This is a genomic window from [Phormidium] sp. LEGE 05292 (genome assembly GCF_015207735.1).
In the GTDB taxonomy this organism is placed as follows: Bacteria; Cyanobacteriota; Cyanobacteriia; order Cyanobacteriales; family Aerosakkonemataceae; genus Floridanema.
Genome location: NZ_JADEWG010000003.1, coordinates 141,257 through 166,410, shown reverse-complemented (window position 1 = coordinate 166,410; position 25,154 = coordinate 141,257). Strand labels below are relative to the sequence as shown.

Below are 25,154 nucleotides of genomic sequence, written 5' to 3'. Positions count from 1 at the left end.
AAAAGGTAAATCCCTTTCCCATTTTCCCTTTCCCCTTTTTACTTTTAATGATTGCCTATTACTGCTTTGCCGTATCGTTGTTGATAGAAAGCCAAAATTTGCTCTACCCGTTGTTGAGAAGCTGAAGTAGCCGCTGCTAAATACTCAATCCACAAACTTCCCACTTGACTCCGATCGTAATCAAAATCTTGAGACTGTTGCGGTGTCAGACCAGTTTCTACCCCAGTAACTTGGCGCAAATGAGCAGCAATTTCTCGATACACCGCTAAAGGCAGCCCCGGAAATTCAACTTCATACTTAAATTGGTTTTTTTCGCCTATCTCGCTCATCTTTTGTAGTCATTAAAAACTAAGTTTGGCGTTTAGCTGTTTCCGAATTAGGAGCTACAGCTTGTGTACCCGGCTGTGCTGGGGCAGGTGGTTTTTCTCCCACAGCTTTTGCCACTTCTACACCATTTTGTTCCAAAATTACAATTGGTTCTGACCCTTCATTGAATTCAATTCGTTTTACCAATACCTGACCATTTGCCAACCGCTGTCCAGCCCTAACGTAACGGCTAGTTGCCTCATTTGGTGCTCTAACAATTGCTTGAGGTTCAGTACCAACAACTACCACTCCTGAAACTTGCACAGCTTTCGCCAAAATGGGATCTGGTGGGGGTGGTAGGGTAGGAATTTCGGGGGGTGCAGGTGGTGCCACAACTGCCGGAGTTGGTACTGGCGTTGGTGCAGCTGCTACCGTGCGGTTAGGTGTTTGAGTACGTTGTGGAGCTTTAGCTACGGCACGGGGTTGTTGAGTACGTCGTGGCGCTTGAGCTACGGTGCGGGGTTGTTGAGTACGTTGTGGTGTGCGTGCCACAATTACCACAGGTCTTTGAGCGCGTTGTGGTGTGCGTGCCACAATTACCACAGGTCTTTGAGTGCGTCGTGGTGTGCGTGCTATCTGAGTAGGTTGAGTTTGGCGAGTAGTGCGTATAACTGGAGTTCCTACTCTTGGTTGTTGTGTAGTCCTAGTTATGCCTGGACTAGTAGGAACACTGGCTACTGGTGCTTGGGTTATTCTGCGCGGTGTTGTGGTTGTAACACGCCCTGCTGTTTGTCGCAAAGTAGCTCTCGTGGGAATACTAACTACTGGTGCTCGTGCTGATGGCACTCCTTCGACTGTTGGGACATTCCTTACAGTTGGGCTAGTTGGGCGAGTTGGGGAAGTAGTAGTACTAGGAATATTGACTACTGGTGGTTGTGCTTCTGGCACTCCCTCAAGAGTAGGAATAGATCTATTTGGTGTTTGAGTAGGAGTTCTATTAGCAGTGTTTGGGCTTGGCTGCTGTGGATTTAAATCCAAAGGAGGCAATCCAAAAGGATCTCTGTTAGCTTTATCTATTTCTTTTTGTATTTGTGCTGCCCGTTGATTGGGGTCAGTCGGGGGTGTTAGTTCTGGTGGTGCCGTAACAATAACATTTGGCGCTGGTTTGGGCGCTGTGGCTCCAGGTGTTGGTTTCGGTTTTTGTTTTGGATCAACCATTGGACTGGAAAATGGTTGAGTTGGTGATTGCTGTGGTGTTGCTTCAGTTGCAGGTTTTGTAGCAGCGGGTGTTGTAGCCGCAGGTGTAGGAGATGAAGGAGAAGTGGCGGTTTCGTTTTCTCCGCCCCCACATCCACCCATTAGAATAGCCAGTGTCCCAAATAAGGCAATAAATGATAATTGACGCATTGCCTGTCTCCCAAGAAGTTATTTAGCCTCCACTATATTAATGTCTGTTTTTTTGATTGGACATTTAGTGATTGCTCGGTACTGTTATATCTTAAACTGCAATTCTCAAAGTATAACGGGAGTAGTTAATACAATTTGAGTCTTTACATCTTTGTTGCAGTTAAATTTTTGTTTCGACTTCTCTGGAAAAAGAGTAATTTTGTATTTGTCTATATCTCTATGCAAGAAATCAGCAGATACACCTAGATTTGTTAAATTGAATTTATGGAAATTTCCTACTCAGTAATTGAAATCAAAAATTTTACCTCTGATTTTAATCGTTGCTTCCTGCCATCAACTGTTTGAGGTTATCTAATCCTTTTTTAACTCGCCGAGAGACAGTCACTACACTGATGTCTAAGCGTTGTGCTACTTCTTTTTGGGTTAGGTCATGGAAGAAAACGAATTCTAAGATTTCGCGAGTTCGTTCTTCTAATTTAACTAAAGCTTGCTGTAGGCGAATCTGATCTTCTTGGGCTAACTGAAAACTGCGGTAACGAGGATCGGGTACGAGTTCTGCTAAAGGTCGAGATCCTTCTTCGTCATCTCCCACTGGTACATCTAGACTGATGGGGGCGCGATTTTGACAAGCTAGTTTAATTTCTTGCCATTCTTCTGGAGGAATTTTTATCGCAGCTGCAACTTCTGCGTCTGTTGGTTGGCGGTGTAGCTGGCTTTGTAATTCTCTGGTAGCTGCGATACCTTGTCTTTGCAGTGTTAGCCAGCGGCGGGGAATGCGGACTGAGGAACCTCTATCTCTGAGATAGTGTTGAATTTCACCTCTAATGTAGGGGAGAGCGAAAGAGCTAAAGGCGTTGCCTTTGGAGATTTCAAATCGCTCTATGGCTCTAATTAATCCTAAGCAGCCTACCTGAAGCAAGTCTTCATAGTTTTCTGAACATTGATTGCTCCAGTAGTGTGCTTCCTTTCTTACTAAGCCGAAGTTGAGGTTTACCAACTGATTACGAGTAGTGGCTGAGCCATTTTTTCGGTATTCTTGCAGCAACTGCAAGCTATCATTTTTTAGATCGTGAGACAGATTGGTAGTCATAGCGGAGTAACAGGGGTAGGTAGGCTGTAAGAGGATTATTTCGATTCAGTTTTATCACCTTGGCTGTCAGTGAACTGTGATCTACAACAACATAGTTTTGGTCATGATTATGTTTTGCTGATTCACTTTAGTAGATGGAAAATAAAACCGAACTTAACCAAAACTTTGTTAATTTATCACATTATTTGGCGGTGAGTGTTACCCCACAGAAGGGTAGCTGCTCTACCTGGTGTTGAAGTTATATCTTTACCTTAGTCACCTACTATAAGCCTTAGCAACCCCATATTTACGGAAGTTTTGATTTAAAGGAAACAATCGATATTCTACGAAATTATGATTAGTAGATCTGCAAGTAAAGTCTGACGATCGCGTTACGTATTTCTAAGTAGAAGCGGGATAATCAACAGCAAGATTTCATGGTTTTGGTTCCTGCTGGCGATTTTACCCCGCCTCCACTGAGTTGATTGATAGTGTCTGCTGTTTTACTTTGACGATTTTAAGCAGTGTTGAGTGATTCTCTGGGCTTATGCCTGGGATTCAACTCTGGCGTAAAATACGCCCCGAATTTTCACTTCTTTGGGTTCAGCGGCTCCCAAATCGGTATCTGAGGGCTGTTCGCTCTCAAATGTACCAGCAATTTCACCAGTACGGCTGTCTACTTTGGCTACTCGGAGGGAAATTTTTCCTTTGCCTGTTTCTGCGCGTTTGATGTTAGCACGGGCTAGTTCTTGCCGATCGGCTTGAGATGGAATTGCTACGGCGCTATCATAACCAGTAGCTTCTCCGCGAGCTTTGGGGTCTAGGAAGGCAGCGGACCGATAGGAAGGAACCTTGAATTCGCCTTCAAAGTCGGTGGAGGTGTTGATGCTTTCTGAACCGGACTGGGATGTTGCTACTAGGTTTTTAATGGTGAATAGGAAAGGTACTCTTTCGCCACCAGGTAACTGAACGGTAATAGCTTGGAAATCTAAGCCGTCTTCTTCGATGAAGGTCAAGCTACTGTCAGAGTTAATCTTCAGTTTGCCTTGTACTTGGTCAATGCTGGAGGTGTAACGAGTCAGTAGTTTGCCGGGAATGAATTCTGCTTCTTGGCGTTTGTTAACTGGTTCTTCTTTAACAAAGAAAGTGGTGGGTTGTAAGCACAATCCTTTAATTGCGTATGACTCACCGGATTTAAGTGCGATCGATCCGCGAGTAGTTTCTTCTAACTGCGGACAGTTATTTGCTAAACCAGTGCCTTTAATCTGATCGTATGTCAATTGCTCGGTAGCTGTTGCTGGGCCGTCGCTACAAGCAGTTAGCACGCATAAGCATAATGCTAGGAGTGCAACGATAAAACCGCGATACCTCATGATCAACCTCTGTACCTAACCTCAATCTCTACTTAAACTCAAATGTGAAAATCATTGCCACTGCCGTCAAACATCAAGCCAATTGACTTAGGCTTTGCCAGCTTTGGCTGTGATACCTAGAGAGGGGATAGTAGTCGCGTGACTGCTATCCCTTTCTAGGAAACCTTTTGAACTGTTGCCTAATTTTAGGCGGGATTCATTAGATTTTTTATTGGCTCGGCTAAATCTCATACAGCATTTTACAGAAAAATGTGCTCACTCCCACTGTTAAAGTAACTATTAATTGAAGTTAAGTAGTTTGTGTTATGTGGTAACTGGGACGATAGGAAGAGAAAAATTTTTCCTCTTGTTTCTTGTTTTCAAAGATTTAGCTGAATATATTACAATTGATTAAGTTTAGGTGATTTTTTCTAATTATGTGCTTTGACTTTGATTAACTAGTGTGGCCTGGTAGAAATAACTATATAGAAATTATTATGTTCATCAGGTAAAGAGTTTTTAATTTTAGGGGACAGGGAACAGGGAACAGACAACAGGGAACCGAAAATAAAGATCTAAAATCGGATGACATAATTGGAATGTCAGCTGACAAATGATTAAATATTACGCTAAAACATTTTGTTGATAGAAGATAAGGGAGATTATTTACCGATGTTTAGCCCAATTCAGAAGTTAGGAATCGTAGTATTAGCGGCTTCTAGTTTGGGAATCATTACTAATATGATGAAACCCATGCCGTCGTTTGGTCAAGTTGTGATTAAATTTGCGGATGGCACTTACTGTGAAGGGGCATTTCAAGGTAGTAGACTCAACGGTAAAGGGGTTTGTGCGTATAAGGATAAAGGTTCTTACAGAGGACAGTTTCGTGATGGTCAGCCGAATGGAATAGGTGTGTTTGTATTTAAGGAAGGCGATCGCTACCAAGGGCAATTTGTTAACGGTCAACCAAATGGCTATGGGGAATTCATATTCAAAGATGATAACCGTTATCAAGGGGAATTTCGCAATGGTCAGCCAAATGGTACGGGTGTATTTATCTTCACGAATGGCGATCGCTACCAAGGGCAATTTCGCAATGGACAATTTCACGGTACGGGAGTATTTTCTTACGCGAATGGCGATCGCTACCAAGGTCGGTTCGTGACTGGTCAAATTCTCGGTGGTGGTGTGTTTACAACTAATGATGGTACACGCTGTCAAGGAGAATTTTTTAATAATGACTTGGATGGTAGAGGAGTTTGTACCGATAAGAAAGGTAGTCGTTATCAGGGTGAACTTCGTAATGCTTTACCTCACGGCAGAGGTAGCATTGTGTTTGCTGATGGTCGCAGCTTTACTGGTCAATTCCGTAATGGTGAACCGATCCGCTAAATTTATTTAATACCTGAAGGAGCCGGATTTTCCAGTTTACTAATAGCAATTAGCTATTAGGCTGGGCGGGTTTTAAGTTTAATTTGATTCATCTTGCATTCAAACCATAAAGCTAAACCCGTCCCTACTGATTTTGAGCGATCAAATGCTTAGATAAAAGATCTAAGTTAGTTAGAATTAGGCTTTGGTAGTTGTACGATCACGGCTCCTTTTGGTGAGATAATTACTTTCCCTCCCTGTGCTTCTATTCTCTCTGTTACCCGCTTTCTAGTGCGCTCGTCATTAGCATTTAAAGCATTTACTAATACCATTGCCCATGCAGCTTCTTGCGCTAATCTCAGGTCTGGATCGTCAGCTAAAAATTCCGCTGTTCTTCGAGAGATAGAGGCAATATTTTGACTTTCTGGATCGGAAAATTCACTAGCCCATTCTGCTGCTTTGGCAAAGGATATTTTCGCTTTTTGAGCATTTCCTAAAAATAATAATTCGTCAGTTCCTTTATAACGCCAAACGTAATAAGCTTCTGGTTGTTCAGGAGTTAATGATTTTAAACCTTGTTCCATTAATGCGATCGCTTTTTCCGGTTCCCCAGCAAATAGAGAAATACTGGTCGATAGAAAGAGGTATGATTTTCTAAAATGGGGGTCGCGGTCTACAATAATTTTAAAGTATTCTGGGCTTAATTCATATCCTGTGCGATCGCGGGCGGCATCATCACCAAAGTACTGAAGAAAACTCAGCAATGTCCAATCAGCTATTAAATTGCTAAATCCCAAACCAGGGATTTTTTGTATTAATTCGAGGCGGACTTTTTCTGCGGTAACTTCTTTTTTTAATTCTGGTAAAGACGCAGTTTTGGATTTAGTTAGGATTTGGTTTAATTGAGGTACTTGCAACCCTATTAGCGCCAATAAGCATAAAACAGCGACTATGATAGTTGCTAAGGAACCGCGTAATTTGGATAAAAAGGTAGAGGACATAAGGAATGGGAATGAGTTGTCTTATTACTTTTGTACTATCAAAGCAAATAATTTAATTAAACATCTATAGTAAAAGAGTCAAATTAAAGCTATTATATATGATAATTTGGATAAAATTTTGATTAATTATGAAATGTAAAATTTGTGCTGCTGAAGCAATCCATTTTGGAAAAGGAAGAATTCTGGATAAATATGACATTGATTATTTTCAATGCGAAAATTGTGGCTTTGTCCAAACAGAGGAACCATACTGGCTAAAAGAAGCATATACTAATGCGATCGGGAATAGTGATGTTGGGTTGGTATTCAGAAATACGCTGTTTGCTAAAATCACAAGCAACATTATATTTTCAGTTTTTGCTCATGACAAGAAATTTGTCGATTATGGTGGCGGTTATGGTTTATTTGTCCGGTTGATGAGGGATGCAGGATTTAATTTTTATTGGTATGATAAATACTGCCAAAATATATTTGCTAATGGATTTGAAGCGGAAGAAAGAGAAAATGGTCAATATGAACTGTTAACTGCTTTTGAAGTATTTGAGCATTTTGTTAATCCATTAGATGAAATTAAAAATATCCTTAAATTTTCCCGTAACATATTATTTAGCACGGAGTTACTGCCAGAAAATAATCCTAAACCAGATGAATGGTGGTATTATTCTTTATCTGAAGGACAACATATTGCCATTTATACAATAAAAGCTTTATCCATAATTGCTAAAGAATTAGGCTTAAATTTCTACTCCAACGGAGCGAATTTACATTTAATTACAGAAAAGACTATCCCAGAGATATTATTTGAAAGTTTAGCTTATTGCGAACCACCCGAAAGAAAAAAACCATCATTAATGGAATCAGATTATTGGCGTGTTTTGGGAAAGAGTGAAGCCAGGGATATAGAAACGGGAGAAATTGTCCAAACGCTACCTGTAAAAACAAAAATTAAAATCATTGTTGATGGGGTATTTTTTCAGTTATTCAAAACTGGGATTGCGCGAGTGTGGAAAAGTTTACTAGAAGAATGGGTAAAAGATGGTTTTGCTGAACATATTATTGTGTTAGATAGAGCCGGAACAGCACCGAAAATTCCCGGAGTCAAATATCGGACTATCCAACTTTACCATTATAGTATGACTGCTGTTGATCGCGAATTGCTGCAACAAATTTGCGACGAAGAACAAGCAGATTTATTTATTTCCAGTTACTATACAACTCCCATTTCTACACCAACTGTTTTTATGTGTCATGATATGATTCCAGAGATGTTAGGTTGGGATTTGAGTCAACCTAGTTGGCAAGAGAAGCATTGGGGAATTCGCCACGCTACCACTTATATAACAGTTTCAGAAAATACATCAAGAGATTTAATTAGATTTTTTCCTGATATTTCTGTTGAGAATATTACTGTAGCTTATTGCGGTGTTGACAGTAGATTGTCGCCTGCAAATGCTGAGGAAATTAATAATTTTAAAACGCAGTACGGAATTAGCAAACCCTACTTTTTATTGGTGGGTGCTAGAATTGGTTATAAAAACGCTATTCTATTTTTTCAAGCTTTTGGGGAACTGTATAGTAAGCAGGGATTTGAAATTGTTTGTTCGAGTTTCGATCCCTTTTTTGAACCGGAGTTTCGCGCCTATACTTCAGGTGTCACTGTTCATAAATTACAACTCAATGATGAAGAATTAAAAGCTGCCTATTCTGGTGCGGTAGCTTTAGTTTTTCCTTCCCAATATGAAGGATTTGGTTTACCAATTTTAGAGGCTCTTGCTTGTGGTTGTCCGGTGATTACTTGTCCCAATGCTTCGATTCCAGAAGTAGCAGGATCGGCAGCTTTGTATGTCAATTATGATGATGTTCAAGGCATGGCAAATGCCTTATGCGATGTGCAAAAACCTGTAGTGCGTAACCTATTAATTGCTGCGGGTATGGAACAAGCGAAAAAGTTTTCTTGGACAAAAATGGCGGATAAAGTTCGCTCTGTTTTGTTAGAAACAAGTCTAAAACCTCTAAATTTAAGGGCAATTAATCTCATTGTTTTTCCTGATTGGCTACAATCAGAAGAAACGATTTATGGGCAATTATCAGCAGTGATTAAAGCCGCCGGAATTCATCCCGATCGCACTCAGATAACACTACTAATTGATACTAGTAATCAACAGAAAAATTCAGAAATAGATGTAAATTTGCTCTTATCCAGTATTGTAATGAATTTGTTAATGCAAGAAGATATTGATGTGACTGATGGATTAGAAATTTCCCTTTTAGAAAACATTGATGCTTGGCAATGGTCTATTTTGTTGCCGAGAATTCAAGCAAGAGTTATATTAGAAAATGAAAATGAAAAAGCGATCGCACAAGCAAGAGTAGAGAATATACCGCTATTGCAGTTAGATAGCCTGGTCAATACCCGATTCTTTTCATAAACTTAAATAAGCTTGATGCGAGTTGTAATAGTAATAGCAATATGGCCACAGGGAGCACTGAAAAATGAAACAATCTAAAGCTATTGTCACTTTAGCAATTGGCGAGAAATATTTGCAATTTTGGCAAAGGTTTGCTCAAGAAAACTGGCAAAACTATGCAGATAAGCATGGATACGATTTAATCTGTATTGACAAGCCCTTGGATACTTCAGAAAGGGCGCAGGCGCGGTCGGCTTCATGGCAAAAATGTCTCATTCTCAGCCAGGAATTTTCCCAGCAATATGAACGCATTGTATGGATTGACTCAGATATTTTAATAAATACATCGAGCGCACCCTGTATTGTAGAAGGTGTACCAATTGAAAAAGTTGGAGCTGTGGATTATTGGTCTTCTCCTACACCAGAATTATTAGCTCAAACCTTAGAAAGAGAGTACGATTACTGGGAATCATTAGGAATACCGTTTATAAAAGAGTACACAGCCAAAGACTACTATACTAATTATGGCTTGCCCTCCCACTTTGAAAAAATCGTGCAAGCCGGAGTGATGGTATTATCCCCCCATTATCATAGAGAAATATGTGAAAAAGCTTATTTTGACTATGAAGAAAAAGGTGGCCCTGAATGGCATTACGAAATGCGACCACTATCTTATGAACTGCTCAAAGCAGACTGCGTTCATTGGATCGATCACCGCTTTAATTTGTGTCTTTATCCCTACATGATGCTGCATTATCCATTTTTGCTAGATAATTTACCACCAGATTATAGTTTATTAGCAGAACCTAAAATTCCGCTAGATTTAGGTGTACTATCTCATCATATTCAAAAGAAAATATGTGCAACAACTGCTTTTATTAATAGCTTTTTTTTGCACTTTGCTGGCTGTGGTGAGATGATACATATTGTAGATTTATCAGCTACTTCATGGCGCGATTGTCGAGACGCAAAAATTAGGGCAGGTGTGCTCCATGATATGGCTTGTACATACGCTGAACAAGGACAGATGGAAGAAGCGATCGCCTTTTTTCACAAGTCCTTAGAACTAAAAGAACGCATCGGTGATGTTTTGGGTAAAGCTACTACATTAACCATGCTAGGGCAACTGTTCGCATCGGGAGCGATACTGGGACAGGTGTTAGCAGACGATCGAGGAGAATTTGCTACTGCACTGGATTATTTACAACAATCCCTACAAATATTGCAACAGTTTAAATCTCCTGATGCGGAAATGGTTGAGGAGATGATCGCTAATGTACAACAGATGGCAGCAGGCAACTAATCAACTCTGAATATACCTTGCCCACATTTGTTTAAAGGCTGTTTCCATCTCGCGAGTGAACTGCTTACCATTCCATAGAGGAGAAGTTTGCCTCGACTGCCGCAATTGCCAAGCAATTTTTTGCCGCAAAGCTGCATCTTTCCCTAACCGTACTCCCCATTCTACATATTCTTCATCTGTCCAAGCAATACCCTCTGTTACTCCGACATTCATCATCATGGTGTAACTATTCCGACTAGCAAATTGTTCACCAACTTTGGTAACTAAAGGAATTCCCATCCAGAGAGTTTCTAAAGTTGTGGTTGCGCCATTGTAAGGGTAAGTATCTAACACTATATCAGCAATTCCTAGATTAGCACGATGGATTTCTTCAAAGGCGACATCGGGGAGAAATCTTAAGCGATCGCTACTAACCCCCTCTGCTTCTGCTATTTCCGTGAAAAAGTTTTTAATTGATAATTGCTCCGCCGAACCTTTAATTAAAAAATAGCTATTTGGTACTTGTTTGAGGATTTGCATTTGTAAGTGAACTGTCTCAGGATGTCGCTTAAAACCCATTTGCGAACTGAAGTAAACTACTGCATCTTGAGGAATTTCTAAACTATCACGACGTAAGGTAGGAACTCCCACTTCAAAACCATCTACTGCTAGATAAGTTTCTGGCAATTTCCACAGAGTTTCACTATAGTATTCCTGGGCTGTTTCTGGTAAAACGTAGGGATCGACAATAAAGTAATCAATTGCTGGTATTCCCGAAGCATCCCAGCCCAACCAAGTAACTTGAATTGGTGCAGGTTTTAAGGTAGTAATCTCTGAAATCACATCTAAAGTTATGCTATCTAAATCAATCAGAATATCAATTTCATCTTGATAAATTTGTTCGGCAATTTCCGTAGCTTCTAAACCAAATTTGTAGGCTTTGTCTACCTGGTTTACATACCATTCTTGTAGAGGATCTTGGCGTTGTTGTGCATTAATCAAATAAGCATGAACCTGGAAGCGATCGCGGTCGTGATATTTTAGCAACCACCGGGCAATCCAACCAACAGAATGCCTTTTTAAACAATGGGAAAGATAGCCAATTTTTAACTTTTTAGTAGTTTTGTTTGGCGATTTTATAGATTTTATTTGAGCATATTTAACTGTTTGTTCCGGTAAATTGTTTTGAATATTTATTTGGCAAATTCGCGCCACTTGATTTTGCAAGTTGCGGTTACTTTTTAAATCATCACGAAAATAAGGTAGAAAGTAAGTTGCAGAAAACAACCTGACCACTGTAGTAGGATCGAGATTTAACTCTGGTGCATTAAACAACATATTCAACAGGCTTTCATGTTGCCCAAATGCAGTACTAGCTTCTAACCAATATTTGCCAGCCGCCATCATCAAACCCCGAATAATTAAATGATTGGCAAATATTTTTTCTGGCAGTTCTGTAAATAAAGAGTAGCATAACTTAGCCGTTTCTATTCCTTTAGCATACTCACCTGAATCTTGATAGAAGCTAGTTAACAGAATTAACACTTCAGGATTTCTCTTGTCTAAATTTAAAGCAACTTCTAATAACCGGGCAGCTACAGCTGCTTTTTGTCGCGAGTAAGCAATTTTCACAGAATTGACAACTAGAATATCTATGAAAACGTATGGTTCTTTAACATAAGGTAGGCAAACTGCGGTAAATTCTAAAGTCGCTGGATGTAAAGGATCTGCTGCTAAAACTTGCTGCAAAACTTCCATCAGCAAAGAAAAATCTACATTGATTGTTTCTGTTGCTTGCAAAACTTCTATTACACCAAAATTATGTAACTCTTCGCCTGTAAAAGTTTCTAATTTAATAGCCAGCAAAATTAACCGCAGTAAATTATTAATATCTAATGGATTAACTTCCCGGATATACTGACGAATTACCCAAGCAATGCGATCGTCCGCTAAAGCCTCCCGTCTTTGGGCTTCTGTTTGCAAAACCTGAGTTAATTCCGCACTCAATTGGGGAATTTTTGCCGCTTCCCCTGACTCCATTCCGCAAAGCCAAATCATTTGTGCTTCTGCTTCTTTTTCCTGCAACAGCAACATTAATCCCAAATACCAATAATGGGAAATGTTTTCTGGTTCATTGGCGATCGCTTGTTCATAAAAATTAGCTGCTTGAACATAATTACCTTCCAGGAAACATTGCTCGGCTTGCTCTTGCCAACTGGCTGCGGGTAAAATCATAAGTTAGTATCCTGCTGTCCTATTCAGGAGTATGTTTTTATTTTGCAACACTGGTCTAGATTTTGAATCAAAATTAAAAGCAAAATGGGTAGCGTACATTGCACTACCCATTTGAGTTTAATTATTTGTTGATTCAAGCTAAAACCATTACCAATAAAACGCCTATGTTACTTGAGTGATGTCATGCCTGCGCCGCAGGTTACCTCTGTACCTGGATTTGTGATCGTGACTGGTGCAGTTCCTGCACTATTAGTTTCACACACAATTGCTTGAGAGGTTTTATCAGCGCCGGCAACGGCAGCAACCAAACCTACACCACCAGTGTAATTTTTCAGAGATTTACTAGTAACAAGTGTGGTAGAATCTGCCAGAACGCTAACTGTGTCTGTACCAGTAGGCTGTATGGTATACTTGTAGTTAGTCGTTTGTGTCTTAATACCAACTGCCAAGCTAGACCAAGCTTCAGGAGTGCTTACTGTCACGAAATTACTAGTTTCTGTATAGTAGGCTTGCTGAGCTTTGTTAACAGAAGATACATATTGTTTAGCTTCTGCTTGCTTACCTTTGTTAGCTTGGTTCAAGAAGGAAGGTAACGCAATAGCAGCCAAAATACCAATAATGATGATAACAACTAAAAGTTCAATCAGTGTGAAGCCTTGTTCGCCAGATGCGTTTTTCTTTTGGTTTAAGTGTAATAAGAATTTGGTTTTAAAAGTAGCGTTCATTTGAAGTTTCTCCTTCGGCTCTAGGTAGGTTTGTTTTTCCCTTATATTTAGAACTTACCCAGATTCATTCACTTTCATATCACTTCAGACAAAAATTTTTTTGAGATTTCTCTAACCCTTTGCTAGACTGCATTCCAGAAGTACATATCCTAGCTGCTCCAAAGTCATTAATATTTGCTTAACAGTTTCAAAAGCCATTTCTGAATTTTGGGGTTCTAAAGAGCCAGGTTGTAAAGGTCTAATCTTGCGCCAGTGTTCTACTAAGGAAGGCATGGACTGTGGGCCATCCAAAAGCGGGAGAATACAGGCAGCTACCGCACTATCCATGACTAAGGCAGGGTCGCTGACAAAGGGTAAGTAGGGACTGATAGCAAAGATTTTGATTTCGTTGGCACAGGCGAGTAACTGTTCTCTAGGTTCGCTTGCTTGCATTTGGGGATGTAGATAAACTTTTACATTCTGCCAATCGGTGTCAGTCCATTCCCCCGGTGGTACTACCTGGGAGGCGGCATCAGGATGACCACACCAAAAATCCAGTAAGCGATGGATGGGATGAAGTAGTTCAAACAGATGTAATTTTTCTTCTTGGGAAAGACTGGGTAAACTCATTGCTAAGAACACTGGTAAGTTCTCTGGTTCAACAAACAAACTTGTCAATTCCCAAAACGGCCAAGCTACCATACTGATAAACTCTAAATCAGCTGCCCGTAAAGCAGCAAACATTTCTGGAACTGTGAAACCTTTGTCTCCCTGGAATAAGTAGTTCATTAAAAACCATTCTTCTTCGTCTTTTCGATCGGGTATCCAGGTATTCATCTTTAGTAGTGCATCATCTTTTAGTGCTTTCATTGTTTGCCGCACTTCTACTATTTCAGCTTCTCTGGGGTTGCGATCGAACAAACCCATCATTTTAAAAACTTCCTGCGATCGATAATAATGCTCTCGCTGTAAAGAATTGTGCAGGTTAGTGCGAATAATGCCATCAGGTTTTAAAACCGCTTTCATCGCCTGCAATCCAGCAATTGGATCGGGCAGAATGTACACTACTTCATTAGCGTAAATGTAATCAAATTGCAGACCGAGTTGTGGTAAATCTTCAATAGCAAGGGCGTGAAATTCTACATCATGAAAACCGTGATACTCTAAGCGGGTACGGGCTAATTTGACTGATGCTTCCGAAATGTCCGTTGCCACGATTTTCGCGCCTGGGTTGGCGACCTGCAAACCTAAAGTATGATAACCAGTACCACAAGCTGCATCTAAAATTACTTTACCTTCAGGATGAATAACTTTTTGGTTTCTCAAGTAATAAGGAGTCACCAAATTATTAATGTAAAGATAGGGGATATCTCTAGGAAAGTCTTCTAATGGCGCTCTGGGATAAGGGGCACAGTCAAATTGTTGGCGGATTTTTTCTAATAACTCGGCTGATTGTCGATCCATTTTTTGGTCTCCTAATTTATGAGTTAAGGTTTATGAGTTAAATCTTTCAATTTTGAATTTCTACAAGCACCAACCCACTTTGTTCTAGGTTAGTTAATAGTTGTTTGACTTGCTCCCATGCTACTTGTGGTTCTCTGGGGTTTAAAGTCACAGGGTCTACTGGTTTTATTTTCTGCCAACGCTCGACTAAATTGTTGATGGTTTGGGGCGCATCAAACAGAGGTAACAACCCAGCTGCTGTTGTCGGTTCGATCGCGGTTACAGACCCTTCAGTAAATGGTAAATAACGGCTGAATTTCCAAGGTTCATTGTAATTAACACTAGCAATTATTTCTTGTTTAATTACAGACATATTTATATTAGGGTGTAACCTAAATTTTGCTCTTTGCCAATCAGCATTATTCCATTGAGCAACAGGCACAAACGATTTATCTGCGTTGGGATGGCCACACCAAAAATCTAGCAGGCGGTGAACGGAATGCAATAATTCAAATAAATGTAACCGTTCTTCAAGAGACAATTGAGGTAATTTGCTTAACAGAGAAACTGGTAATTTTTCGGATTCCTTAAATAAATTCATGAGATTCCAATCTTGCCAATTTACCATGTTGATAAATTCTAAATTGGCGGCTCTTAAGGCCGCAAACATTTGCGGAACAGTGAAACCTTTATCTCCTTGAAGTAACAAATTTGTTAGTATCCCTTCATCGTTAGTTTCATATTCTTTTTTCCATACAGAGGCTTTCAATCGAGTGTTATTTTTTAAGGCTTGGGCTGTTTCTCTAACTAAACCTATTTCTAATTCTCCGGGAGCCTCATCCATTAAACCCATGATTTTGAAAACCTGTTGCGCTCTATAATAACTGAATCTTTGCAGGGAACTATGCAGATTTGTCCGAATGATACCGTCTGGTTTTAACACTGCTTTCATTGCTTGTAATGCTGCCACTGCATCGGGTACTAAGTATAAAACTTCGTCAGCGTTAATGTAATCAAATTGCAGACCGAGTTGTGGTAAATCTTCAATAGCAAGGGCGTGAAATTCTACATCATGAAAACCGTGATACTCTAAGCGGGTACGGGCTAATTTGACTGATGCTTCCGAAATGTCCGTTGCCACAATTTTCGCGCCTGGGTTGGCGACCTGTAAACCTAGAGTATGATAACCAGTGCCACAAGCTGCATCTAAAATTACTTTACCTTCAGGATGAATAACTTTTTGGTTTCTCAAGTAATAAGGAGTCGTCAAATTATGGATACAAAGATACTGAATATCTCTAGGAAAGTCTTCTAATGGTGCTCTGGGATAAGGGGCAAAGTCAAATTGTTGGCGGATTTTTTCTAATAACTCGGCTGATTGTTGCTCCATTTTTTGGTCTCCTAATTTATGAGTTAAGGTTTATGAGTTAAATCTTTCAATTTTGAATTTCTACAAGCACCAACCCACTTTGTTCTAGGTTAGTTAATAGTTGTTTGACTTGCTCCCATGCTACTTCTGGTTCTCTGGGGTTTAAATTCACAGGGTCTACAGGTTCTATTTTCTGCCAATGCTCGACTAAATTGTTGATGGTTTGGGGCGCATCAAATAGCGGTAACAAACTAGCTGCTGTGGTTGGTTCTAGAGATTTTACCAACCCTTCACTGAAGGGTAAATATCGACTGAATTGCCAAGGTTGATTGTGATTAATACTAGCAATTATTTCTTGTTTAATCGCTGATAGATTTAGGTTAGGATGTAACCTAAGTTTGGCTCTGTGCCAATCAGCATTATTCCATTCACTAACTGGCAAAAATGATTTATCAGCCTGGGGATGACCACACCAAAAATCTAGCAGGCGGTGAACGGAATGCAGTAATTCAAATAAATGTAACCGTTCTTCAACAGAAAACTGCGGTAATTTGCTTAAGAGAGCAACTGGTAGTTTTTCGGATTCCTTAAATAAGTTCATGAGATTCCAACCTTGCCAATTTACCATGCTGATAAATTCTAAATTGGCGGCTCTTAAGGCCGAAAACATTTGCGGAACAGTAAAACCTTTATCTCCTCGAAGTAACAAATTTGCTAAGATTCGTTCGTCGTCAGTTTCAAATACTGAGTTCCAAGAAATTGCTTTAAAACCAGTGTTATCTTTTAAGGCTTTGGCTGTTTCTCTGACTAAGCCTATTTCTAATTCTCCGGGGGTTTCATCCATTAAACCCATAATTTTGAATACCTGTTGCGCTCTGTAAACAGAAAATCTTTGCAGGGAACTATGGAGATTTGTCCGAATGATACCGTCTGGTTTTAACACTGCTTTCATTGCTTGTAATGCTGCCACTGCATCGGGTACTAAGTATAAAACTTCGTCAGCGTTAATGTAGTCAAATTCTAAACCTAGTTTCGGTAAATCTTCAATAGATATAGCATGAAACTCTTTATTTTCAATGCCATGATATTGTAAGCGTTGAATTGCTAAATTTACTGATTCTTCAGAAAGGTCAATTCCAACTATTTTTGCGCCCGGATTTGCTAAGGCTAAGGCAAATGCTTTGTAACCAGTACCACAACCAGCGTCTAATATTACTTTACCTGCTGTATCGATTATTTGGCGATTTCTTAAATAGTAAGCAGTGACAAAGTTATGTAAATACAAAAGCTTAATATTATCTTTGGGAGAACTATCTAATGGTATTCTGGGATAAGGCGCAGCATCAAAATGTTGGCGGAGTTTTTCAATAGCTTCTGATGATTTTGTGTCCATTTTTTAACTCCTGTGGGGGAATTAAGAGAATTATTGGTTGCCGATTTCTTAAAAGACTCTTATTTAAAGTATTTCCTTTTCTATTCTCAGATTACAACAAGTGTGTTTCTATGCTATATTAAGCGTAGTCGTTATGAGTTTAATTAATTATGGCAAGCTCGAATGTAGAAAATGTGGTAATTATTGGTTCTGGGCCTGCGGGATATACGGCGGCGATTTATGCGGCGCGGGCTAATTTAAAACCGTTTGTATTTGAAGGTTTTCAGGCTGGGGGGTTGCCTGGTGGACAGCTGATGACGACGACGGAGGTGGAAAATTTTCCGGGTTTTCCTGAAGGGATTACTGGGCCACAATTAATGGATCGGATGAAGGCGCAGGCGGAACGTTGGGGTGCGGAGTTATTCACGGAAGATGTGACTTTTGTGGATTTGAGTCAACATCCGTTTGTGGTTCGTTCTGAAGAACGGCAGGTTAAAGCACACAGTATTATTATTGCTACAGGTGCGACGGCGAGACGGTTGGGTTTACCTAGCGAACACCAGTATTGGAGTCGGGGAATTTCGGCTTGTGCGATTTGTGATGGCGCGACTCCAATTTTTCACGGGGCCCAGTTGGCGGTAGTTGGTGCTGGTGATTCGGCGTTGGAAGAGGCGGTTTATTTAACTAAGTATGGTTCTCGCGTCCATTTGTTGGTGCGAAGTGAGAAGATGCGTGCGTCTAAGACGATGCAGGATCGGGCCTTGAGTAACCCAAAAATTACGGTACATTGGAATACTCAGCCTGTGGATGTGGTGGGTGAGGGCGATCGCATGACTGGCATCAAAGTCCGCAACACTCAAACTGAGGAAGAAAGTATTTTAGAGGTGAAGGGTTTGTTTTATGCGATCGGTCACACTCCCAATACTTCTTTGTTTAAGGGACAATTAGAACTTGATGATGTGGGTTATATTGCCACTAAACATGGTTCGGTAGAAACTAGTGTGGAAGGTGTTTTTGCTGCGGGTGATGTGCAGGATCGCGAGTTTCGCCAAGCGATTACGGCTGCTGGTACTGGTTGTATGGCGGCAATGTTGGCGGAAAGATGGCTTTCAGCTAATAGTTTAATTCAGGAATTTCACAAAACACCTGATGCGGAAAAGGCTGATACTCCTGCGGAAGCGAAGGAAAGCAAAGATGTTTTATCAGCTGAGTTTAGTATTGAAGAAACTCGCCATGAGGGTGGCTATGCGTTGCGGAAGTTGTTCCACGATAGCGATCGCTTGCTAGTAGTTAAGTACGTTTCTCCTCATTGTGGCCCTTGTCATACTCTGAAGCCAATACTCAATAAAGTAGTAGATGAGTTTGAGGGCAAAATTCACTTCATTGAAGTGGATATTGAGAAAGATCCAGAAATTGCGGAAAATGCCGGGGTGACAGGAACACCAACGATTCAATTCTTTAAGAATAAGGAATTGTTGACAGAGCTTAAAGGTGTCAAACCAAAGAGTCAATATCGTCAGTTAATTGAAAGTTATCTCTAAAAACCCTGGACAATAGAACTTACCCCAACTAAACTGGAAATTTTTAGTTGGGAACTGCGCTCAACATTTTTTGATAATAACGCAAGTAGCTAGTTATTCAAAAGCCCGGTTTCTCTGATTCAATTTAACATTAGTCGCAACATCCTAATACCAGAAACCGGGTTTTTATGCGTAATATCATGTCTGACCGATCGGTGATAATATCCTTAATCCAAAACCCTGTAGAGACGTTATATATAACGTCTCTACATTATGGGTAATCTTGTCGAACATGATATGAGTCACATTAAAAGGCAAAAGAGGGATTTTTTTTACTTTTAACTTGTTAAGCCAGCAAAATGTAAAATGTTCAGTAACTCTGTAGGATTGACGAATATATCTTCAATTCGAGCGTTCGGATAGAGAAGTTTATGTATGTAGAATCCTTCGGGATTTTCACCTAGCAAGTAGTAATAATCAAGATTGATTAGATTGCTCACTAGCCAATAACAAGGATATACGTAATTAGGGGAAAAAATTTCTATTACCTTTGTTCCTGGATGACAAAAGACAATGTTAGTGAGTCCGCCACCGTGAGGAGCTATTACTACTTTAGCATTAGTTAACAATGCTGCTTGTTCCACTACAGGCATTGATTCTAAAACTATACTTTGAAAACCAAAGTTTTTTAATAGGTCAATAATCTCATCTTCATTGATAATTCTGCGATTAGCAGTGTCTTTGCGACTAATATAGAGGCGTTCTATTTTTTCTGTTTTGGCAATAACTGGTTGTTGCAAAAATTGAGTTCTGAGAAAATCACAAACCCATTTGGGCATCCAGGCTATAGTACTAGGAAATGATGGCACTACTAATTTTGTAGCTTGAATATGAGGATATTTATGAGTTTCAAGTATTTTTGTTTCGGGAATCCCTAATAAATTAAGGGTTTCTTTCTGAAAAGGAAGATGGCTACTAACTAAAAATTTTTCTATTTTGGTGATTTCTATGTTACCACGATGCAGTAATTCGATGCGGGGGAGAATATCAAACATCCAATGAAAATATGTGTCATTTAAAAGTCCGGCTAAAATTGCTACGGTTTCATTTAGCTTTTCCAGATGCGGTAATTTACTTAAGGAAAAAATAGAATGTTTGCTAGGATGATTATCTGGATGTCCGGGACTTAAAACCGGAAATTGGGGGGAAATATCTCCTAATAGCTGATTATCTGAGGTGATGACGGCACTTTTATCTTGGGCTTGATTTAACCAGTAACGTCCATCTGGTACGATCGCTACAAAGCTTCCTGGTAATTGAATTTTATTACCAAATCTAAAACTGAAATGGATATTTTCATCTAGTGTCTGAGGGGGAATTAAATTAATTGCATCTTGGGGATAAACAGGACAATAATTAGTATTTTCTAACCTTTGACTAATAGCCCAATTTAATGTAGTTTCATAAAAATTTAGGGGTGTTTCTACTGGCAACAATTGTTGAAAAGGCTGAGTTTTTTCATCCAGCCAACCTTGTTGAGACAAATTTATCATTAAATCATAGATTGATTGAGCCATATCTGGCTTAATCTTCATGACTTTTTGGCAACAGGCAAGTGCTTTTTCGGGCTGATTTTGTTGAGCTAAAATACTTCCTAAATTCCAGTAAGCTTGGCTACATTGTGGCTGAAGTTCTAGGGTTTTGTAGAAATTTACGATCGCTTCATCCAACTGACCGATATTTGATAATGTACAACCTAAATAAAAGTACGTTTCGTGGTTTTTTGGGTTGATTTCTAAAGCCTGGTTGTAAACTTTTATCGCTGCCAATAAATCACCTTTTTTAGCTAGTGATATTCCAAGATCGAGGTAAATGCTATCCCAGATTGGTTCCAGCTTGATGGCTTTTTGATAATTAGCGAGCGCAGTTTCTAAATCTCCCATTTTTGCGAAGGCTTTTCCCATTTGCCAGTAAATTTCTGGAGAGTCTTTTTGCAGTTCAGCAGCTTTTTGTAAAAGGGCAATTGCGCTGGGTAAATTATTGGTTTTGGTTAATAATTTACCCAAATAAAAATAAATTTTAAATCCATTTTCTGGCAGATATAAAGCTTTTAATAAGCAAGCATTAGTATGAATAATTTCGTTAGATTTTCCCTGTTGGCTGAGAATATCTTGCCAATGACAGTAGGATTGAGCAAAATTTGGATTTAACTGAATAGCTTGACTGAAGAAGAAAATTGCTTGTTCAAGTTGGTTTTGTTGTAAGAAAAGATTTCCTAAATCGCTGTAGGCAGGGGTATAATCTGGATTAATTTCAATAGTTGTTTGGAAACAGGCGATCGCATCATCGAATCTACCTATTTGAGAAAAACATAACCCTAAATTATAGGCAGTGTCATAATCTGGTTGAAGTTCTAAAACTTTTAAATAATTGGCGATCGCATCAGGAAAATTTTCTAACTTCTGCAATACATTTCCCTGATTTTTGTAAGCATCAACTAAGTCAGGTTGAAGCTCAATTGATTGTTGCCAACATTCAATTGCTTGCTCAAAATTTCCCTGCTGCGCTAAAGCATTTCCCAAATTATAATAAGCTGCGGCTTGAGTGGCATCTATTTCTATAATTTGCCCATAAATTTTTTCTGCTAATTGTAGTTTTCGCGAATCAAGAAATTCCTTAGCTTTTGTTGTCAAAATCTCTAGTAATTCTGCTATCAAGTTATCCATTTCTTCTGGCGTTTCTGTCATTACTGATAGCCAAATTGCTTGTGCTTCTGATTCTTCTCCTTGCAACAACCAAGCGAGTCCGAGATACCAATAATTGTATCTTAAAGCTGGATTCGCCTGAATACATTGCTCGTAGAGTGCGATCGCTCGATCGTACTCCCCTTGGTTGAAGTATTCAGTCGCTTGTTGTGCGATTTTAGTGATATCCATTACTCAGTAGATTCTTAATGAATTTATATATTTGGCAAACTCAAAGATTCTTGAGTAAAAGCAAACATATCTGACAGTTATAATAAAACTAAATTACCCAAATTGGCTAAGTCGAAGCCCGAAAATTTAACCATAAGCTTTAGACAAAAGGCAAATTCAGATGGATATCTTAATTATTACTGCGGCGAATGCTAAATACTTCGATCTAGTTCAAGGAACAATTCTGTCGATTAGGCAGAAACCAGAGGGGAAAAATGTTAACATTGGATTTTTTGATTTGGGATGCACATCAGAACAAGTTCAATGGTTAGAAAAGCAAGTAAATTTAATTAAACACCCAAATTGGGAGTTTGATTTTCCAGGTAGAAATGAAGCACCAGAACATTTTAAGGGACTATTAGCACGTCCTTTTTTGCGCCGTTACTTTCCTAATTTTGAAGTTTATTTTTGGATTGATGCTGATGCTTGGGTACAAGATTGGCAAGCGATCGATTTATTCATTCAAGGTGCGAAAAAACAGGGATTAGCAATTGTTCCCGAAATCGATCGGAGTAGTCATATTCAATATGGTGAGTTACCCGAAGGAAGATGGCAATGGGTTTTTCGTAGATATCAAGAAGCTTTTGGCGAAGAAGTTGCGAATAAATTGTATAGTTATCCTTTATTAAATGCTGGGGTTTTTGCGTTACATAAAGATGCGCCTCATTGGGAAATTTGGGCAGAATGTTTGCAACAAGGATTGCAACAATCTGTCTCTTTGATGACCGATCAATTTGCACTTAATCTAGCTGTTTATAATCGAGGATTATTTGAGCAAACTGAATTACTTCCTGCTTGGTGTAACTGGACTTGTCACTCGGCTGCACCCGCATGGAATAAAGAAAAATCTTGTTTGGTAGAGCCTTATTTACCCCACACAACGATCGGAATTATACATCTGACTTACGAAAAGTACGATCGCGTAGAATTGTTATCCACAGATAAAGATTTAATTGAAGTTAGCCTCCGCTATAGTGAAAATTCATTGTCCAGCAAAGGTGAAGCAATCACAATAAAAAAAACAGAAACGACAAATGAGAATCAACAAGCAAACTCTTTACCCCTTGGGGATTACGTTTCTCCAGGGTGCGAAATAGTCCGTCCAGATGATTGTTTTCCTAATATGATTATCGGGAATAGAGATAATTGTAATTGGCCTTATTTGAGAGGAGAAATACCTCATAACTGGTATGCAGATCGACGCTATCCAAATGTAGGATTTGTAAGTCGTGATGAAGCGCATATACTTTATAATACAGCCCTGAAATTTCAAGGGAAAAAAGCTTTAGAAATTGGCTGTTGGTTGGGTTGGTCAGCCTGTCATTTAGCTTTGGCAGGAGTTAGGTTAGATATAATAGATCCTATATTAATGAATTCTGAAATATATGAAAGTGTAAGTAACTCACTGACAGCTGCTAAAGTCATTGATTCAGTTAAATTAATCAAAGGTTTTAGCCCTTTGGCGGTAGAGGAATTAGTTAATCAGTTGCAGACGAAATGGTCGTTAATTTTTATAGATGGAGATCATGAAGCTCCAGCACCTTTGTTAGATGCGATTGTTTGCGAACAATTTGCCGAACCTGACGCAATAATTTTGTTTCACGATTTAACTTCCCCTGATGTAACCCAAGGTTTAGATTATCTAAAACAAAGGGGATGGAACACGATGATTTACCAAACTATGCAAATTATGGGAGTAGCATGGCGAGGAAACGTTGAACCTTTTATTCATCAACCAGACCCCAATATACAATGGAATTTACCATTACATTTACAGCAATATCCTGTTAGTGGTATTGACAAAAATGGGAAAAGATACAATCAGAGTTTAGCGACAATTGAATCAATTAATTTAGTAGGAAATATTAGTCTAGATATTAATTTTAATTACCCTGAATTTGATACCAAACAAGTAGTGGAACTTTTGCAAAAAGGAAAAGCAGGTTTTATTGCTGGAAATCTAGCCGAAGCCTTGCAAGAATTTACTAAAGCAGTTCAACTAAATCCGCTTTCTTGGATGGGTAACAAATACCTGAGTTTAATTCATTGGCAAAAAGGAAATCTAAAAATTAGTCTGAAACATTATTTAATAGCAGCAGAATCAAGTAATTTGCCAAGTAGTTATAGTAGCAATGATGAATTCTTAAAACTTATTGCAGCCGTTCGTTCTTATACAATGCTGAGTCAAGCTCGATTATTTTCTCTCTATAATTTAGCCAAACAAATTTGTTTAGATGATATTCCAGGGAATTTTGTAGAGTGCGGAACTTGGCGAGGTGGAACAGCAGCAATGTTAGCTTTTGTCATCAAACATTATAGTTTACGTCCGCGCATATTATATGTATTTGATACCTTTGCGGGAATGCCCGATCCTACTGAGGCGGATCAACATGATGGCATACCTGCAAATGATACTGGTTTAGGTTCTGGTACTTTAAAAGCTTCCATACTTGATGGTTTAGATGTAGTTTGTAAATCTCTAGATGTGAGAGATATTGTCATCCCAGTGCAAGGGTTATTTGCTGATACTTTGCCTCAATATAAATCAGAAATAAACAACATTGCTTTGCTACACGCTGATGGTGATTGGTATCAATCAACAATGGATATATTTAATAATTTGTTTGATCGAGTTGTTGATGATGGAATTATTCAAATTGATGATTATGGTTTTTGGGAAGGTTGTAGAAAAGCGATTCATGAAATTGAACGCGCTAAGAGTATGACATTTGCTCTCAGGCAAATTGACGATACTGGTGTATGGTTTCGCAAAGAAAATAAGGCTGAATATGATGCTTGGCGTGGTTTCTGGTTTTTAGCAGAAACAGCAGAAAAAATGGGTGATGTAATGTTAGCCCAAAAAGCTGCACAAGCTACTTTAAAATTAATTTCCAGATTATTAGCAGCAGAAGAAATGTTGTCTCGTTTGCGTCAACCTTCTTTCAAAGAAGAACTAAATTTGCGAAACTTAAATTTGATTTTATTCCCAGATTGGAGTCAACCGGAAGAGTTATTGTTACCAGAAATAAAAACTATAATGAGAGGGATTTTAACTCATCCTGAAAGAGATCAGATAACTCTCTTGATTGTAACTGGCGATCGCGAAAAAGAATCAGCAGAAATGGCTATTTCAGGAATAGTAATGGAAATTTTATACGAAGATGATTTAGATATTTCCCAGGAACCAGAAATTAGTTTTTTAGGGCAATTAAGTAAAACAGAATGGTCAACGCTGCGTCAGCAAATTAACAGTAAAATAACCATAAACAGTGAAAATAGTCAAGCAATTACAGAGGCAGAAATGGCAAATTTACCAGTTTGGGAGATAGAAAATTAATTT

At 39.1% G+C, this 25,154-nt stretch carries 16 protein-coding genes; 5 read left to right on the top strand and 11 right to left on the bottom strand.

Going from position 1 to position 25,154, the window contains the following annotated elements:
* Window positions 1-44 precede the first annotated feature (44 nt).
* The 4 genes from IQ264_RS02380 to IQ264_RS02365 form a co-directional block, all read right to left on the bottom strand.
* Window positions 45-329: an acyltransferase gene (locus IQ264_RS02380; protein WP_193978207.1), complete on the bottom strand. Its 285-nt coding sequence runs from the start codon at window positions 327-329 to the stop codon at window positions 45-47.
* 19 nt (window positions 330-348) lie between these two features.
* Entirely contained in the window at window positions 349-1,713 is a 1,365-nt protein-coding gene (locus IQ264_RS02375; RefSeq protein WP_193978206.1) for a hypothetical protein, read from the bottom strand.
* 313 nt (window positions 1,714-2,026) lie between these two features.
* Window positions 2,027-2,803 (bottom strand): RNA polymerase sigma factor SigF, encoded by a 777-nt coding sequence (locus tag IQ264_RS02370; RefSeq protein ID WP_193978205.1) that lies wholly within the window; start codon window positions 2,801-2,803, stop codon window positions 2,027-2,029.
* Window positions 2,804-3,327: 524 nt separating this feature from the next.
* A complete protein-coding gene (locus tag IQ264_RS02365; protein ID WP_193978204.1) occupies window positions 3,328-4,155 on the bottom strand; it encodes a photosystem II manganese-stabilizing polypeptide in 828 nt (275 codons plus the stop codon).
* 651 nt (window positions 4,156-4,806) lie between these two features.
* Between IQ264_RS02365 and IQ264_RS02360 the strand changes: the two genes are divergently transcribed.
* A complete protein-coding gene (locus tag IQ264_RS02360; protein ID WP_193978202.1) occupies window positions 4,807-5,526 on the top strand; it encodes an MORN repeat-containing protein in 720 nt (239 codons plus the stop codon).
* 167 nt (window positions 5,527-5,693) lie between these two features.
* Here IQ264_RS02360 and IQ264_RS02355 read toward each other — a convergent pair whose 3' ends face one another.
* Window positions 5,694-6,506 (bottom strand): hypothetical protein, encoded by an 813-nt coding sequence (locus IQ264_RS02355; protein WP_193978200.1) that lies wholly within the window; start codon window positions 6,504-6,506, stop codon window positions 5,694-5,696.
* A gap of 128 nt (window positions 6,507-6,634) precedes the next feature.
* On the opposite strand from IQ264_RS02355, the gene IQ264_RS02350 reads away from it, so the two are divergent.
* Together IQ264_RS02350 and IQ264_RS02345 are read left to right on the top strand one after the other, a co-directional pair.
* The gene (locus tag IQ264_RS02350) at window positions 6,635-8,935 is read left to right on the top strand and encodes a methyltransferase domain-containing protein (protein ID WP_193978198.1); all 2,301 of its coding nucleotides are present in this window, start codon (window positions 6,635-6,637) and stop codon (window positions 8,933-8,935) included.
* A 64-nt stretch (window positions 8,936-8,999) separates the two neighbouring features.
* Window positions 9,000-10,217, top strand: a complete 1,218-nt coding sequence (locus IQ264_RS02345) for a tetratricopeptide repeat protein (protein ID WP_193978196.1) — start codon at window positions 9,000-9,002, stop codon at window positions 10,215-10,217.
* Here IQ264_RS02345 and IQ264_RS02340 read toward each other — a convergent pair whose 3' ends face one another.
* From IQ264_RS02340 to IQ264_RS02320, 5 genes are all read right to left on the bottom strand, one after another.
* Window positions 10,218-12,431, bottom strand: coding sequence for an O-linked N-acetylglucosamine transferase, SPINDLY family protein (locus IQ264_RS02340; protein WP_193978194.1), 2,214 nt, complete (start codon window positions 12,429-12,431; stop codon window positions 10,218-10,220).
* A 167-nt stretch (window positions 12,432-12,598) separates the two neighbouring features.
* On the bottom strand, window positions 12,599-13,156 hold the full coding sequence (locus tag IQ264_RS02335; RefSeq protein WP_193978192.1) for a type IV pilin-like G/H family protein: 558 nt from the start codon (window positions 13,154-13,156) through the stop codon (window positions 12,599-12,601).
* Between the two features lie 111 nt (window positions 13,157-13,267).
* Window positions 13,268-14,599, bottom strand: a complete 1,332-nt coding sequence (locus IQ264_RS02330) for a class I SAM-dependent methyltransferase (RefSeq protein WP_193978190.1) — start codon at window positions 14,597-14,599, stop codon at window positions 13,268-13,270.
* Window positions 14,600-14,645: 46 nt separating this feature from the next.
* Window positions 14,646-15,968 carry a class I SAM-dependent methyltransferase gene (locus tag IQ264_RS02325; RefSeq protein WP_193978188.1) on the bottom strand — a complete coding sequence of 441 codons (1,323 nt, stop codon included), beginning with the start codon at window positions 15,966-15,968 and terminating at the stop codon, window positions 14,646-14,648.
* A 46-nt stretch (window positions 15,969-16,014) separates the two neighbouring features.
* On the bottom strand, window positions 16,015-17,340 hold the full coding sequence (locus tag IQ264_RS02320; protein WP_193978186.1) for a class I SAM-dependent methyltransferase: 1,326 nt from the start codon (window positions 17,338-17,340) through the stop codon (window positions 16,015-16,017).
* Window positions 17,341-17,489: 149 nt separating this feature from the next.
* On the opposite strand from IQ264_RS02320, the gene trxB reads away from it, so the two are divergent.
* Window positions 17,490-18,860 (top strand): thioredoxin-disulfide reductase, encoded by a 1,371-nt coding sequence (gene trxB, locus IQ264_RS02315; protein WP_193978184.1) that lies wholly within the window; start codon window positions 17,490-17,492, stop codon window positions 18,858-18,860.
* 317 nt (window positions 18,861-19,177) lie between these two features.
* Here the strand turns inward: trxB and IQ264_RS02310 are convergent, their stop codons facing one another.
* Complete coding sequence (locus IQ264_RS02310) at window positions 19,178-21,775, bottom strand: tetratricopeptide repeat protein (protein WP_193978182.1); 2,598 nt, start codon at window positions 21,773-21,775, stop codon at window positions 19,178-19,180.
* 160 nt (window positions 21,776-21,935) lie between these two features.
* Between IQ264_RS02310 and IQ264_RS32605 the strand changes: the two genes are divergently transcribed.
* Window positions 21,936-25,151 carry a class I SAM-dependent methyltransferase gene (locus IQ264_RS32605; RefSeq protein ID WP_228061222.1) on the top strand — a complete coding sequence of 1,072 codons (3,216 nt, stop codon included), beginning with the start codon at window positions 21,936-21,938 and terminating at the stop codon, window positions 25,149-25,151.
* The last annotated feature ends 3 nt before the right edge of the window (window positions 25,152-25,154 follow it).

What these genes read in the sequence shown, in the direction of transcription:
- IQ264_RS02320 (WP_193978186.1), bottom strand. Translation starts at nt 17,340, where the DNA reads ATGGACACAAAATCATCAGAAGCTATTGAAAAACTCCGCCAACATTTT.
- IQ264_RS02345 (WP_193978196.1), top strand. Translation starts at nt 9,000, where the DNA reads ATGAAACAATCTAAAGCTATTGTCACTTTAGCAATTGGCGAGAAATAT.
- trxB (WP_193978184.1), top strand. Translation starts at nt 17,490, where the DNA reads ATGGCAAGCTCGAATGTAGAAAATGTGGTAATTATTGGTTCTGGGCCT.
- IQ264_RS02375 (WP_193978206.1), bottom strand. Translation starts at nt 1,713, where the DNA reads ATGCGTCAATTATCATTTATTGCCTTATTTGGGACACTGGCTATTCTA.
- IQ264_RS02360 (WP_193978202.1), top strand. Translation starts at nt 4,807, where the DNA reads ATGTTTAGCCCAATTCAGAAGTTAGGAATCGTAGTATTAGCGGCTTCT.
- IQ264_RS02340 (WP_193978194.1), bottom strand. Translation starts at nt 12,431, where the DNA reads ATGATTTTACCCGCAGCCAGTTGGCAAGAGCAAGCCGAGCAATGTTTC.
- IQ264_RS32605 (WP_228061222.1), top strand. Translation starts at nt 21,936, where the DNA reads ATGGATATCTTAATTATTACTGCGGCGAATGCTAAATACTTCGATCTA.
- IQ264_RS02370 (WP_193978205.1), bottom strand. Translation starts at nt 2,803, where the DNA reads ATGACTACCAATCTGTCTCACGATCTAAAAAATGATAGCTTGCAGTTG.
- IQ264_RS02355 (WP_193978200.1), bottom strand. Translation starts at nt 6,506, where the DNA reads ATGTCCTCTACCTTTTTATCCAAATTACGCGGTTCCTTAGCAACTATC.
- IQ264_RS02325 (WP_193978188.1), bottom strand. Translation starts at nt 15,968, where the DNA reads ATGGAGCAACAATCAGCCGAGTTATTAGAAAAAATCCGCCAACAATTT.
- IQ264_RS02310 (WP_193978182.1), bottom strand. Translation starts at nt 21,775, where the DNA reads ATGGATATCACTAAAATCGCACAACAAGCGACTGAATACTTCAACCAA.
- IQ264_RS02380 (WP_193978207.1), bottom strand. Translation starts at nt 329, where the DNA reads ATGAGCGAGATAGGCGAAAAAAACCAATTTAAGTATGAAGTTGAATTT.
- IQ264_RS02330 (WP_193978190.1), bottom strand. Translation starts at nt 14,599, where the DNA reads ATGGATCGACAATCAGCCGAGTTATTAGAAAAAATCCGCCAACAATTT.
- IQ264_RS02350 (WP_193978198.1), top strand. Translation starts at nt 6,635, where the DNA reads ATGAAATGTAAAATTTGTGCTGCTGAAGCAATCCATTTTGGAAAAGGA.
- IQ264_RS02365 (WP_193978204.1), bottom strand. Translation starts at nt 4,155, where the DNA reads ATGAGGTATCGCGGTTTTATCGTTGCACTCCTAGCATTATGCTTATGC.
- IQ264_RS02335 (WP_193978192.1), bottom strand. Translation starts at nt 13,156, where the DNA reads ATGAACGCTACTTTTAAAACCAAATTCTTATTACACTTAAACCAAAAG.